Source organism: Enhygromyxa salina (assembly GCF_000737335.2).
Lineage (GTDB): Bacteria > Myxococcota_A > Polyangia > Nannocystales > Nannocystaceae > Plesiocystis > Plesiocystis salina_C.
This window is the reverse complement of sequence record NZ_JMCC02000046.1, coordinates 1-12,830: the sequence shown is the minus strand read 5'-3', so window position 1 is coordinate 12,830 and position 12,830 is coordinate 1. Positions and strand designations below refer to the sequence as shown.

Here is a 12,830-nt window from a genome sequence, read left to right as displayed (position 1 = left end):
ATGCAGCATCCGGCGTTCTCGCCTTGCGCGTTGATCCCCACCTACGACAACCCCGACACCGTCCGTGACGTGGTCGAGCGGGTTGGCGCCTACCTGCCCGTGATCGTCGTCGATGACGGGAGCGCCGGGCCAGGGCGCGCGGCGGTTCAGGCGATCGGGGCGGACGGGCTGGCCCACGTTCACCACCGTGAGCGCAACGGCGGAAAGGGGGCCGCCGTCACGACTGGGTTCGAGCTCGCGCGCGCGCACGGCTACACCCACGCGCTGCAGGTCGACGCCGACGGGCAGCACGCGCTCGACGACATCCCAGCGTTTGTCGCGGCGGCGCGCGAGGATCCAAGCGCGCTGGTGCTCGGCGCCCCGATCTACGACGAGACCGCGCCCAAGGGCCGGTTGATCGGCCGGCAGATCACCCGGTTCTGGACCAACATCGAGACCTACGGCCGGGTCATCGAAGATCCGATGTGCGGGTTTCGGGTCTACCCGGTCGCGGCGGCCTGCGAGGTCGCGCCGCGCTGTGGCCAGCGCATGGACTTTGACATCGAGGTCGCGGTGCGCCTGGTGTGGGCCGGACTGCCCGTGCTCAACCTGCCAACCAAGGTCCGCTACGACGCGCAGGGTGTGTCTCACTTTCACTTGGTTCGGGACAACGCACGGATCTCTTGGATGCACAGCAAGCTGGTGGTGTCGAGCTGGCTGCGCTTGCTGAGGCGCCGATGAACGCAGACGCGCGCGCACGTTGGCTGCCCGTGGGGATCGGCGCGCTGTTGCTCGCGCTGATGGGTCTGTTCGTCTGGCAGAAGCTCGAGGTGACGTCGGAGATCACCCACTTCCTCGCGGCCGGTGACGACGCCCGGCTGGCCAAGCTCAGCCGCCAGCTCGCGGAGTCGGAGCTGACCAAGACGACGATCTTGGTGGTCGACAGCGACGCGGGCGACACCCAAGCCGCGATCGCGGCGGTCGACGAGCTCGCGGACACGCTGCGCGAGCTCGAAGAGGTCGCCTGGGTGCGCGTGGGCTGGACCGAGGATCAGAGCGACGCCGTCCACGATCTCTATTTTCCGCGGCGCATGTACTTCACGGCTGGCAGCGAGCAGGCGCTGGCCCAGGCGCTGGCGCCGGCCGGTCTCGAGGCGTCGGCCCAAGAGCTGCAACGACAGCTGCGCTTGCCAACGGCGGCGCTGATCAAACAGATCGCGCCGCAGGATCCCTTGCTGCGCTACCCGGCCACCCTCGAGCGCCTGGCCGAGGCGCGGGCGGGCTCGCTCGAGCTCGTCGATGGCCACTTCGTCACGCGAGAGGGTGGGGCGGTGCTGTTGTTCGCGTCGGTCCACTCGCCGTTTCGGGCCGAGCACCAGGGGCCGCTGCAAGCGGTGATCGACGCCCGCTTCGCAGAGCTAAACCAGGCCGGCGACGGCGGCGAGCTCGGACTGAGCCTGCGCCAGAGCGGCGTCGGTCGGTTCGCCCTGCGGGCCGAGGCGCAGATCCGCGGCGACATCACGCGGATCTCGGTGATCTCCACGCTGGGCGTGATCGCGCTGTTCTTGCTGCTGTTCCGGGGCCCGCGCTTGGTGTTGCTCTCGCTGGTGCCGCTGGCCGCGGGGGTGCTGACGGCGACAACGGTGAGCTTGCTGGTGTTCGGCCGCATCCACGGGCTGACGCTGGCGTTCGGTGCCTCGTTGATCGGCGTGTGCATCGACTATCCGGTCCACCTGTTCAACCACCACGTGCTCGATCCGGCGCCCGATGGGGCGGTCGGGTCGATGAAGCGGATTCGCCCCGGCCTGGTGTTGGGTGCGTTGACGACGGTCGCGGGCTTTGTCGGGCTGGGCTGGGCGTCGTTTCCGGGGGTCCGCGAGATCGCAGTGTTCGCGGCGGTCGGGGTGCTGGGCGCGCTGCTTTCCACCTTGTACCTGCTGCCGCCGCTGATGGCCGACAAGCCCAAGCCGGTCGCGCTGCAGCGCCAGCTCGCCGAGCTCGCGGGGCGCTTGGTCGTGGCGATGCAAGCCCGGCGTCGGGTGCTGCTGGTGCTGCCGCTCGCGGCGTTGTCGTTGCTGGCGATCGCGCTGCCGCGGCTCGAATTTGTCGATGATGTCTCGGCCCTGACCCAGACCCAGGCCGATCTGCTCAGCGAGGACGAAGCGGTACGCGCCTTGGTGTCGCGGATGGACGCGGGCCGGATGATCGTGGCGATCGGCGACGATGAAGAGCAGGCGCTGCGCAAGAACGACGAGGTCCACGCCCGGCTGCTCGCGGCCCGCGAGGCGGGCGAGCTCGAGGCGTTCCAATCGCTGCACGAGCTGCTGTGGTCCACGCAGCTTCAGCAGCGCAACCTCGCGGCCTACGGCGAGCCTGCGGCGTTCGCCGAGCGCCTCGACGCGGCGTTCGTGGCCAACGGGTTTCGTGCTGGGGTGTTCGCGCCCTTCATCGAGGCGCTGACGCTGGCCCGCGAGGGATCCGCCGACGGGCCCGCGCCGCTGGACTACCCCACGCTGGCCGCGTCCACGCTCGGCCAGGCGGCCAGCTCGATGCGGGTCGATCTCGACGGCCAAGTTGGGATCTTGAGCCTGGTCCGCGGCGTGGACGATCCCGAGGCCCTGCGCGCGCGCGTGGCTGACCTCGACGACGTCCACCTGTTCGATCAGCGCGCGCTGATGGCCGAGATCTACGCGAGCCACCGGGTCTCGACCATGCAGCTGGTTGGGGTTGGGCTGCTGGCCGTGTTCGTGCTGATCTTCGCGCGCTACCGTCGGCTTGGGCCCGCGATCGCGGCCTTCGTGCCCGCGCTGCTGGCGGCGGGGACCACCGTGGCGGTGCTGGTGCTGGCCGGCTACGCGTTGAACCTGATGCACATCGTCTCGCTGCTCTTGGTGCTGAGCATGGGCGTCGACTACGGGGTGTTCTTGGCCGAGTCGCGGGACCGCCCGGCCGAGGTCGCGGCGACGGTCTCGAGCCTGTTGGCGTGCTGCGTGTCAACCGTGTTGGCGTTCGGCCTGCTCGCGATGTCGAGCAACCCGGCGATGCAGGCGATCGGTCTGACCACGGGGATCGGGGTGTTCGCGAGCTTGGTGCTGGCGCCGACGGCTCTGATCTTGTTTGCTGGGGGTCCGCCAGGCGCTCCTCACCCGCGCGGAGAACAGTCATGACCACCCAACGAGACAGGCTCAGGCTCCGCAGGATCACGGTGAGCGCATGGATCGGCGTCGCAGCGATGTCGCTCGCCTGCCACCGCAACCCCGCCGGGCAGGGTCCGCACAGCGCGTCTTCGTCGGGTTCGGGTGTGGCGGGGGGCGGCGCCTCGAGCGGCGCGGACCTCGGCCCCGGCTACCCCGGCGAGCTGATCCCCACCCAAGAGATGGGGCCAGACTTCCTCGCCCGACAGAAGCTCGAGGGCACCTTTGGCGAGCGCGAGTTCGCGTTCGAGGCGGTCCTGCAGCTGCGCGACGGCACGCTGACCGTGCTCGGGCTGACCCCGTTCGGGACCAAGGCGTTCGTGCTGACCCAGACCGGGACCGAGGTCGCGTTCGAGCTGCTGATCGATCGCGAGCTGCCCTTTCCCCCGGAGTACATGCTGCAAGACATCCACCGGGCCTGGTTGTGGCAAGCAAGGCTACCCTGGGGCGCGGGCCCGCCGTCGGACGAAGCGCCCACGACCGAGGTGGCTGGCGAGCGGATCAGCGAGCAGTGGACCGCCAACGGCCTGGTGAGGCGCAGCTTCGAGCGGCTCGACGGTGCGCCCGCTGGCGTGATTCGGGTCGACTACGTGGGCGGACATCAAAGCGGTCAGCCGGCCAAGCAGGTGGTGCTGGACAACGGCTGGTTTGGCTATCGGCTCGAGATCGAGACCATCGACTGGCGCATGCTCTGAGCGCAGCGGGTACCGGCGTCTTTTTTGCGTTTGTCCGACCGGTAGCGGTCGTGCAGTCTAGAAAGCTGATTTCTGGCTGTCTCCTGGCTCCGAGCCTGGGCCTCGCTGGAGCAGCTGGTTTGTGCGCGGTACTGCATGAGTTCTCCGATCACACAACCCCGGTCCGAAGGTGGCCGTGACGGTCTCCCTGCCGTTGGGGTCCTCGGGGTTGGAGACGGCGCAGGCCCGCGCGCTTCGCTGGGGCAGCTAGCAGCAGAGGTCGGCCACGAGATCAGTCGCCCACTTCAGATCATCGCGTTCGCGGTCGATGATCTTCGGGACGCGCTGTTCAACGACGACCGGGAGACCGCGGAGCGCTGCATCGACGCGATCGAGGGACAGATCCAGCGCAGCGCAGGCTTCGCGGGGCGGCTGCTCGCGTTCGACAACCCCGAGGCGCGTGCGTTGCAGCCCGCCGATCTCAACGAAGTCGTCGGCTACGCGCTGGCCGAGCTCCACAACCCGTTGGCGGCAGCGGGCATCTGCGTGCAGACCGAGTTGAGCGAGGGGCTGGGGTCGATCAACTGTTGCCCGTCCGAGCTCGTGCAGGCGATCATCAATGTGGTCCTGAACGCAGCGGACGCCGTCGATGGGCGCGCGCAGGCTCGGATCGCGGTGCGGACCTTCGCGCAGCAGGACCAGGTCTGCGTAGAGATCCTCGACAACGGTCCCGGCATCGCCGCGGAGCACCTCACGCGAATCTTCGATCCTTTCTTCACCACCAAGCCGCGTGGCCAGGACACCGGCTTGGGTCTCTCGATCACGCGCGGGATCACGCGTCGCCACGGCGGCAGCCTCGAGGCCAGCAGTAAAATTGGCGAGGGTGCGTGCGTGCGACTGAGCTTGCCAAGCTCGCGCTCGATCTCGGATGTCGCTCTCGCCCACTAAGCCAGCCATGAAGGTCCTCGTCGTCGATGATGAAATCGGGATCGCCAAGTCCTTGGCGTGGATGCTCGATCACCACGGCCACGACCCCACGATCGCCGGCGACGGGCTGGAGGCTTGGGAGCTGTTCATGGCCGAGCCCGACTCCTGGGGGATGTTGATCACCGACATCCGCATGCCGGGTCTCGATGGCATCAACCTCGTGCGTCGGGTCCGCGCGCACGGCAGTGGTGTGCGCGTCGTGCTGATCAGCGGTCATGGCGACGCGCCCGACGTGCGCGAATTTTCGCCCGCCGCGTTCTTGGCCAAGCCGTTCAGGCGCGCCGAGTTGCTCGCGGTGATGCAGGGCGCCTGATCGCGTCTTGGCAATGGCGGCTCATCCAAGCTGTCGACAGTGAGTTGTCCCGGATCACAGCGTGCATCCACTCTGGCGTTTTGGGGTGAATGCGCGGCAACTCACGCGGTCCCACGCTCCCACGCGTGAGGCTTGCGATCTTGGTTGATCCAGCCTGACCAGCCCCGCGCTGTTCAACCTACAACCCCGCTGCTATTTTCGCGCGTCGATCCATGCCCCCAGGCATCCCCATCACCGCGTACTCGGCTTGCAACGGCCTGGGCCAGACAACCGCGGAGGTCCTCGATGGACTGTTCGCTGGCCGCCGCGGCCTGACGCTCGCGGATCCATCCCTTGGCGTGCCGACGTGGGTCGGCGCGGTCCCGGGTGAACTGCCGGCGCTAGACGCTTCGCTGCGCGCCTACGAGTCTCGCCAAGCCCGGATCTGTGCGCTGGTCACCACTCCGCTGATCCCCGCGATCGAGCGGGCCAAGCGACGCTGGGGGGCTGGGCGCGTGGGGTTGATCGTGGGCACCAGCACCGCCGGCATCGCCGAGAGCGAGCGGGCCTGGGCGCACCATCGAGATCATGGCCGGCTCCCCGAGGGCTTCACGCTCGAGCGGCAGCACGCGCTGTACGCCACAGTCGAGATCATCCGGCGGCTGACGGGCCTGCGCGGTCCCGGCTACGTGGTGTCCACGGCCTGCTCGTCGAGCGGAAAGGTGTTCGCGTCGGCGCGGCGCCTGCTGGCCGCGGGGATCGTCGACGCGGTGGTCGTTGGCGGGGTCGACAGTCTGTGCAAGCTGACCGTGCGCGGGTTTGCGAGCCTCGAGGTGCTGTCGCCCGATCCCTGTCGGCCGTTCTCGAGCGAGCGCCGGGGCATCAATATTGGCGAGGGGGCGGCGCTCATGCTGCTCGAGCGCCGCGGTCCCGGGGTCGAGGGAACCGGCGTCGAGCTGCTTGGAGTCGGCGAGAGCTCGGACGCCCACCACATGACGGCGCCGCACCCAGAGGGGCTTGGCGCGCGGGTGGCGATGGAGCGGGCCCTGCAGGGCGCGGGCGTGGCCGCGGAAGAGGTCGATCAGATCAACGTCCACGGCACCGGCACGACCAAGAACGACGAGACCGAGAGCCTGGCGATCCGCCAGCTGTTCGGCGAGCAGCCGGCGGATCGCTCGGGTCTGAGCGTGGTCGCAACCAAGGGCTACACGGGGCACATGCTTGGGGCAGCCGGGGCGACCGAGGCGGTGTTCGTCGCGGCCACGATCGAGCGCGGCGAGCTGCCAGCGAGCGTGGGCGCGGGGCCCCTGGATCCCACGCTTGGCCTCGACGTCGAGCTCGAGCGGCGCGCGCGGGCCACCCGCCGGGTGTTGAGCAACTCGTTGGCGTTCGGCGGGTCCAACGTCAGCGTGCTATTGGGGGCCAGCGAATGAGCGCGAGCCTCACCGATCCGCTGAGCGGTCCACGTGGCGCGGGTCGCAGCGCCACGGTCACCCTGGTCCCGCGCGAGGGCAGCGTCGAGCTGCGCGCCCGGTTGCGCGGGGTCGGGATGTGGACGCCTGCCTACGCCAACTTTGACGCGTGGGTGGCTGCTGGCGCGCCGGATCAGCTGGGCGTGACGAGCGAGCGCGAGCGCGATGCCGATGCCGATGCCGATGCCGATGCCGATCCGCGGCCGCCGGCCAAGCTCCTGCACTCGCGGCTGCGCCGTCGAACCAGCACGCTGACCCGGGCGGCCGTGACCGCGCTCGAGGCCGCGATCGAGCAAGGCGGGGCGTCGCTCGACCGGGTGCGCTTCGTGCTGGTCTCGAGCTTTGGCGAGATCGAGACCACCGTGGAGCTGCTCGAGCAGCTCGCAGAGCCAGGCGGGCCGGTCTCGCCCACAAAATTTCACAACTCGGTTCACAACACGGCGACCGGCTACATGTCGATCGCCAGCGGCAACCACCGTGAGGCCACCGCGATCGCGGGCGGTCCTCACAACCTCGATGTCGGCCTGCTCGAGGCGCTCGCCGGGCTCGCGGAGGTCGGCGGTGACGTCGTGCTGATGTTCGCTGAAGAGCTGCTGCCGGCCCCGTTCGAGCGCGCCGACGCGGATCCAACCTTCGCCGTGGCGCTGTTGCTGTCGGCCGATCCGTCGCAGCCGTCACAGCCGTCGCAGGGCCTGAACCTCGAGCTGCGCCTGACCAACGGCGACGTACCTGCGGAGCGCAAGGTGGGAGACGCGGCCGGGGTCGGGGGGATCGGTCTGCCAACCATGATCGGCCCGCTGGTCGACCTGCTGCGCCAGATCGCCAGCGCGCGTGACGGAGATGGGTCGGCGGCGAGCCAGCCGCTCGCGCTCATGGCGGGCGACGATCCTGGGGTCGAGTCCGCGTGGACGGTCACGCTTCACTCGCGCGAGCACAGCGGCTGAGGTTGTGAGCATGGCGGCGAGCACCACGGAACTACCAGCGGAGCAGGAGCAGGAGCAGGAGCGACCGCCAGTCGGCGAGCTGCTGCCGCACGAGCCACCGATGCTCCTGATCGACGAGCTCGTCGAGTACTCGCCCACGCGGGCGCTGGTCCGCGCTCGCGTTCGCCCGGGCGGAGCCTTCGTGGTCGCCGGGCACGTGCCCGCCACGATCTTGCTCGAGTACATGGCCCAAGCGATCGCGGCGGCCGAGGGCATGCACGCGCGGAACACTCCACCCAGCCCGGGCCGCCGTCGCGGTGAGCGGTCCCCCGGTCTGTTGTTGGGGACCCGCGAGCTCGAGCTTGGCACGCAGACGCTCGCGGTCGGGGACACCCTGGAGATCCACGTAGTGCAGAGCTTCAGCGATCCCGACTCCGGCCTGGCCTGCTACGACTGTGAGGTCCAGCGCGACGGCCAGCGGGTGGCTGCGGCGCTCGTCAACGTGATGCTCGCCCCTGACCTGGGAGCTCGATGACCGTGACCGACAGCATGAACTGGGCGCTTGTCACCGGGGCCAGCCGAGGGATCGGGGCCGCGATCGCCGAGCAGCTCGCGCAAGCCGGGCTCGGTGTCTTGCTCAACTACCGCAGCAATCACGCGGCCGCCGAGCAGGTGCGCGGGCGGATCCTCGCCGCTGGCGGGGTCGCGGAGCTGCTGCCCTTCGACGTCGCCGATGCTGACGCCGCCGCCGCTGCGATCGCCGAGGTGATCGCGTCCGAGCGGCCGGTCTCGGTGCTGGTCAACAACGCTGGCGTGACGGCCGACGCCGCGTTTCCGGCGCTCGAGCGCGAGGCGTGGGACGCTGTCCTGCGCCCCACCCTGGACGGCTTTTACAACGTCACGCGCCCCCTGGTGATGCCGATGGTCCGCCGGCGCCACGGTCGGATCATCAATATCAGCTCGATCTCGGGCTTGGTCGGCAACCGGGGGCAGGTCAACTACTCCGCGGCCAAGGCCGGGATCATTGGCGCGACCAAGGCCCTCGCCCGCGAGCTGGCCAAGCGCAAGATCACCGTCAACGCGGTGGCGCCCGGGTTAATCGAGACCGAGATGGCCGCCCACGCGCCGGCCGCCGAGATGGTCAAGATGATCCCCATGCGCCGGATGGGCACCGCCCTCGAGGTCGCCAAGCTGGTCCGGTTTCTGGCCAGCGACGACGCGGCCTACGTGACCGGGCAGGTGATCACGATCGACGGGGGCCTGACGTGAGCGGCGGCGGTGCGGCCCCGCCGGATCGACATCGCGTCGTGGTCACGGGGATGGGGTTGTGCTCGCCGATCGGCAACGAGCTCGACGTTGTCAGTGAGGCGCTCGCGCTCGGGCGCGGTGGGATCGTCGCGGTCCCCGAGTGGCCGGCGCGCTTCAAGATGAACACCGGCGTCGCGGGCCTGGTCGAGGGCGTGACGGCCAAGCAGTACCCGCGCCGCAAGGTTCGAACCATGGGGCGCGTCGCGTTGCTGTCTGCGTACGCGAGCGAGCGAGCGATCGCCCACGCCGGGCTGGATCGTGAGCGGCTCGGCGACGGCAGCGTCGGTCTGGCCTATGGCTCGACCCACGGATCTTCGGCCGAGACCGAAGCCTACTGCCGCGAGGTGTTCCGCACCGACAGCCTGCAGGGGATCGCGGGCAGCCAGTTCCTCAAGTTCATGAGCCACACCTGCGCGGCCAACCTCGCGGAGTTCTTTGGCATCCGCGGCCGCGTGCAGCCAACTTGCTCGGCCTGCACCAGCGCGAGCCAGGCGATCGGCACCGGCTACGAGTACATCCGCGAGGGCCACGCGCAGATCATGATCGTCGGTGGGGCCGAAGAGGCGCACTTCATCCCGGCCGGCATCTTCGACGTGATGTTCGCGGCCTCGAGCAAATTCAACGACGCGCCCGGTCACACGCCGCGGCCCTTCGATGCCCAGCGCGACGGCGTGGTGATCGGCGAGGGCGCGGGGACCTTGGTGCTCGAGCGCTACGATCTCGCCCGCGCGCGCGGGGCCACGATCCACGCCGAGATCACCGGCTACGCGACCACCTGCGATGGCATCCACCTGACCAAGCCCTCGTGGGAGGGCATGGCCCGGTGCATGTCGCTGGGCCTCGCTGCAGCGGGCGTCGAGCCGGACGAGGTCGACTACGTCAACGCCCACGGGACCGCGACCGAGCTCGGCGACATCGCGGAGTCCAAGGCCACCGCCCACGTGCTCGGATCCAAGGTCCCGGTGTCGACGCAAAAGAGCTACACCGGCCACACGCTTGGCGCTTGTGGGGCGCTCGAGAGCGTGTTCTCGCTGCTGATGATGCGCGACGGGTTCATCGCCGCCAACCGCAACCTCGACCAGGTTGACGAGCGCTGCGCGGCGCTCGACTACGTGCGTGGGTCCGCCCGCCAAGCCCAACTGAACGTGGTGCTCAACACCAACTTCGCGTTTGGGGGGATCAACACCGCGCTCGTGTTTCGTCGGCTGCGGGACTGAGCGCAGGGCCGGTACTCACCCGCGGACCGTGTTGATCGCGCGCGCCCCGTGTTACCGTTCGCGACATCATGACGACGACTCGCTTGCTCTGCGCTTTGCTTCCCTGTGCGCTGTTGGTCCCCGCGTGTTTTCAAGACAGCCTGGACAAGGGATTCGGCGAGACCGCTGGCGACGGTGACGGCGATCCTGGTGACGGCGACGGCGATCCCGGCGATGGCGACGGCGATCCGGGGGATGGCGACGGAGATCCCGGAGATGGCGACGGTGATCCCGGCGACGGCGACGGAGATCCCGGCCCGAGCTGCACCCCAGAGGAGACCGACTGCAGCGGTGAGTGTGTGGTCCTTGGCGAAGATCCCGAGCACTGCGGCGCGTGCGGCCACGACTGCCTGGGCGGCACCTGCGACGCTGGCACCTGCGCGCCCGTCGAGCTCGCGTCCGGCAAGGGGCGGCTGTTCATGGCCCTCGTCGATCAGACCCACGTCTACTACGGTGGCGACGGCGTCGCGGTCGGCCGGATCGGCAAGGACGGCAGCGACGACGTCGTCTTGGCGCCGGCCGGACCGATGCTCACCGACAAGGAGTGGTGCTACGAGTCGGCGTTCACTGGCGACGCGGTCGTGTGGGGCAACGACTGGGTGCAACCGGGCGTGCGTGGCTGCACCGTGCCGGACTGCGCGGGCGGGGTTCAGACCTTCATGCCGGGCATGAACATGTTCACCATGACCTACGACGCGACCAACAGCCGGCTGTACTGGAACCAGGGTGCCGACCTGGTCAGCGCGGCGTGGCCAGGCGGCAACAGCACGGTGTTCTTGGCCGGGCAAAACCCGCGCGATCTAGCGACCGACGGGGACTACGTGTACTGGGTCGCGCGCCTCGCGGTCGAGGACTACCACGTTCGCAAGCGCGCGGTCGGGGGCGGCAACATGGTCGAGCTCGCGCTCAATCGCCCCGAGGCGATTGGGTTCGCTGTCGGCGGCTCGAAGCTGTTTTGGGGCGAGTCGGTCGGCATCGTTCAGGCCCCGCTGCCCAACGGGATCGGCGGCGCGGATCCACAGGTGTTCGCCAACGTCACCGGGATCCGCAAGATCGTGGCCGACAGCTCCCACCTGTATTGGACCTCTCAACAAGATGGCGTCGGCACGGTGGGTCGGTGCCCGCTCGCAGGCTGCGATGGCCCGCCCGAGATCCTCGCCCAGGTCGAGGATCCGTGGGGGATTACCTTCGATCCCGCCGCGATCTACTTCGTCACCGAGACTGGCTCGATCTACAAGGTCGCCAAGTAAAAGGGCTCCGCATGAGTCGATCTTCGTACGATGTGATCGTCGTTGGCGGCGGGCCGGCAGGCTCGTGCGTCTCCAATCTCCTGGCTCAGGCGGGCGCTTCGGTCGTGGTGTTGGAGCGCGAGCGTTTCCCTCGGTTTCACATTGGAGAGTCGCTGTTGCCAACCGAGCTCGCGGTGCTCGACCGGCTCGGGGTCAGCCTCGACGCGCTCGGCTGCGTGCGCAAGCGCGGGGCCGTGTTCATCGACGAGCGCGCGGGTCGTCGCTCGTGCTTTTCGTTCGACGAAGGCCTGCCGGGGACGCCCGACCACGCCCACCACGTCGAGCGGGCCACCTTTGATCATGCGCTGCTGAAGGCCGCGGCCAAGGCGGGGGCCGAGATCCGCGAGCTCCACGAGGTCGTCGACGTCGAGCTGGGCGACGCCAGCGGCGTCGAGGTCTGCGTGCGCGAGCTCGATGACGCCCGCAACGAAGTCGCACGCCACGAGCTGCGAGGTCGCTACCTGATCGACGCGACCGGCCAGCAGGCCATGCTCGCGCGGCGGGGCAAGACCGTCGAGCCGTACCGCGAATTTGGCCGCGCCGCCGTGTTTCGTGCGTACGCGGGCCTCGCGCCCGAGATCAACGCCGAGCTGCGCGAGCGCGGCGACATCCTGATCTTCATCGTGGACGACGGGTGGATGTGGGGGATCCCGCTGCCCTCGGGCGATCTGAGCGTGGGGATCGTCAAGACCAAGGGCAAGGCCGAGCCTGCGGTGCTCGATCAGGCGGTCGCCGACTCGCCGCTGCTCACCCGCCTCACCGCGGGGGCCAAGCTGGGGCCGGTCCGCGTCATCGGAAATTTTTCGTATCGCAACACCGCGCCATACGGCCCGCGCTATGCCTGCATTGGCGACGCGGCGTGCTTCTTGGATCCGGTGTTCTCGTCTGGGGTCGCGCTGGCTTTCGCCGGCGCCGAGAAGCTCGCCGAGCTGCTCGCGCCGGCGCTGCACGAGGGCCGGGAGCACGACGCCGCGCTGATGCAGCCGCTCTCCGAGCACATGCGGCCGGCCTACGAAGCGTTCGAGCGCTTCATCCATCGCTACTATCACACCCGGTTGATCGACAACGTGCTGCTGGCCGAGCACGACCACAGCCACAACTTGCGCAGTGGTGTGATCTCGGTGCTGGCCGCTGACGTGTGGCGGGATGACAACCCGTTCCAGAACATGCTGATGCGTGCCCGACGGCAGTGATTGTTTATTACCCCCACAGGCGGTTTCGCACCTCGCGGTCACTCGCTTCGCTCGCTCCCAATGGGCTGGCTGTACGCGACCGTATGTGTGGCCCCCTAGGAGGGGGCTTCTTTCTTTACCCCCACAGGCGGTTTCGCACCTCGCGGTCACTCGCTTCGCTCGCTCCCAATGGGCTGGCTGTTCGCTACCGCATGTGTGGCCCCCTAGGAGGGGGCTCTTGTCTGGGTACCTACAGCCACCGGGTATCGCTCCACTCACGTGTT

12 protein-coding genes are annotated in these 12,830 nt (G+C 69.0%); all 12 read left to right on the top strand.

The window, feature by feature from the left end; translation table 11 throughout:
- The 12 genes from DB30_RS18495 (at position 1) to DB30_RS18440 (ending at position 12,567) form a co-directional block, all read left to right on the top strand.
- Positions 1 to 720, top strand: coding sequence for a glycosyltransferase family 2 protein (locus DB30_RS18495; protein ID WP_052550759.1), 720 nt, complete (start codon positions 1 to 3; stop codon positions 718 to 720).
- Complete coding sequence (locus DB30_RS18490; protein WP_052550757.1) at positions 717 to 3,146, top strand: MMPL family transporter; 2,430 nt, start codon at positions 717 to 719, stop codon at positions 3,144 to 3,146. The genes DB30_RS18495 and DB30_RS18490 overlap by 4 nt, the downstream gene beginning before the upstream one ends.
- A complete protein-coding gene (locus tag DB30_RS18485) occupies positions 3,143 to 3,868 on the top strand; it encodes a DUF3261 domain-containing protein (protein WP_146659507.1) in 726 nt (241 codons plus the stop codon). Before DB30_RS18490 ends, DB30_RS18485 begins: the two co-directional genes overlap by 4 nt.
- A 135-nt stretch (positions 3,869 to 4,003) precedes the next feature.
- A complete protein-coding gene (locus DB30_RS18480) occupies positions 4,004 to 4,795 on the top strand; it encodes a sensor histidine kinase (protein WP_052550753.1) in 792 nt (263 codons plus the stop codon).
- 7 nt (positions 4,796 to 4,802) lie between these two features.
- Complete coding sequence (locus DB30_RS18475) at positions 4,803 to 5,147, top strand: response regulator (protein WP_052550752.1); 345 nt, start codon at positions 4,803 to 4,805, stop codon at positions 5,145 to 5,147.
- Between the two features lie 212 nt (positions 5,148 to 5,359).
- Complete coding sequence (locus DB30_RS18470; protein WP_052550750.1) at positions 5,360 to 6,559, top strand: beta-ketoacyl-ACP synthase; 1,200 nt, start codon at positions 5,360 to 5,362, stop codon at positions 6,557 to 6,559.
- The gene (locus tag DB30_RS18465) at positions 6,556 to 7,542 is read left to right on the top strand and encodes a beta-ketoacyl synthase chain length factor (protein WP_052550748.1); all 987 of its coding nucleotides are present in this window, start codon (positions 6,556 to 6,558) and stop codon (positions 7,540 to 7,542) included. Before DB30_RS18470 ends, DB30_RS18465 begins: the two co-directional genes overlap by 4 nt.
- Before the next feature lie 10 nt (positions 7,543 to 7,552).
- Complete coding sequence (locus DB30_RS18460) at positions 7,553 to 8,056, top strand: hotdog family protein (RefSeq protein WP_052550746.1); 504 nt, start codon at positions 7,553 to 7,555, stop codon at positions 8,054 to 8,056.
- Positions 8,053 to 8,790 carry a 3-oxoacyl-ACP reductase FabG gene (gene fabG, locus DB30_RS18455; protein ID WP_052550744.1) on the top strand — a complete coding sequence of 246 codons (738 nt, stop codon included), beginning with the start codon at positions 8,053 to 8,055 and terminating at the stop codon, positions 8,788 to 8,790. The genes DB30_RS18460 and fabG overlap by 4 nt, the downstream gene beginning before the upstream one ends.
- Entirely contained in the window at positions 8,787 to 10,046 is a 1,260-nt protein-coding gene (locus DB30_RS18450; protein ID WP_240480265.1) for a beta-ketoacyl-ACP synthase, read from the top strand. The genes fabG and DB30_RS18450 overlap by 4 nt, the downstream gene beginning before the upstream one ends.
- Positions 10,047 to 10,114: 68 nt before the next feature.
- Positions 10,115 to 11,335: a hypothetical protein gene (locus DB30_RS41535; RefSeq protein WP_052550743.1), complete on the top strand. Its 1,221-nt coding sequence runs from the start codon at positions 10,115 to 10,117 to the stop codon at positions 11,333 to 11,335.
- An 11-nt stretch (positions 11,336 to 11,346) separates the two neighbouring features.
- Positions 11,347 to 12,567, top strand: coding sequence for an NAD(P)/FAD-dependent oxidoreductase (locus DB30_RS18440; protein ID WP_146659503.1), 1,221 nt, complete (start codon positions 11,347 to 11,349; stop codon positions 12,565 to 12,567).
- The last annotated feature ends 263 nt before the right edge of the window (positions 12,568 to 12,830 follow it).

What these genes read in the sequence shown, in the direction of transcription:
- DB30_RS18440 (WP_146659503.1), top strand. Translation starts at nt 11,347, where the DNA reads ATGAGTCGATCTTCGTACGATGTGATCGTCGTTGGCGGCGGGCCGGCA.
- DB30_RS18485 (WP_146659507.1), top strand. Translation starts at nt 3,143, where the DNA reads ATGACCACCCAACGAGACAGGCTCAGGCTCCGCAGGATCACGGTGAGC.
- DB30_RS18470 (WP_052550750.1), top strand. Translation starts at nt 5,360, where the DNA reads ATGCCCCCAGGCATCCCCATCACCGCGTACTCGGCTTGCAACGGCCTG.
- DB30_RS18465 (WP_052550748.1), top strand. Translation starts at nt 6,556, where the DNA reads ATGAGCGCGAGCCTCACCGATCCGCTGAGCGGTCCACGTGGCGCGGGT.
- DB30_RS18460 (WP_052550746.1), top strand. Translation starts at nt 7,553, where the DNA reads ATGGCGGCGAGCACCACGGAACTACCAGCGGAGCAGGAGCAGGAGCAG.
- DB30_RS18490 (WP_052550757.1), top strand. Translation starts at nt 717, where the DNA reads ATGAACGCAGACGCGCGCGCACGTTGGCTGCCCGTGGGGATCGGCGCG.
- DB30_RS41535 (WP_052550743.1), top strand. Translation starts at nt 10,115, where the DNA reads ATGACGACGACTCGCTTGCTCTGCGCTTTGCTTCCCTGTGCGCTGTTG.
- DB30_RS18480 (WP_052550753.1), top strand. Translation starts at nt 4,004, where the DNA reads ATGAGTTCTCCGATCACACAACCCCGGTCCGAAGGTGGCCGTGACGGT.
- fabG (WP_052550744.1), top strand. Translation starts at nt 8,053, where the DNA reads ATGACCGTGACCGACAGCATGAACTGGGCGCTTGTCACCGGGGCCAGC.
- DB30_RS18475 (WP_052550752.1), top strand. Translation starts at nt 4,803, where the DNA reads ATGAAGGTCCTCGTCGTCGATGATGAAATCGGGATCGCCAAGTCCTTG.
- DB30_RS18495 (WP_052550759.1), top strand. Translation starts at nt 1, where the DNA reads ATGCAGCATCCGGCGTTCTCGCCTTGCGCGTTGATCCCCACCTACGAC.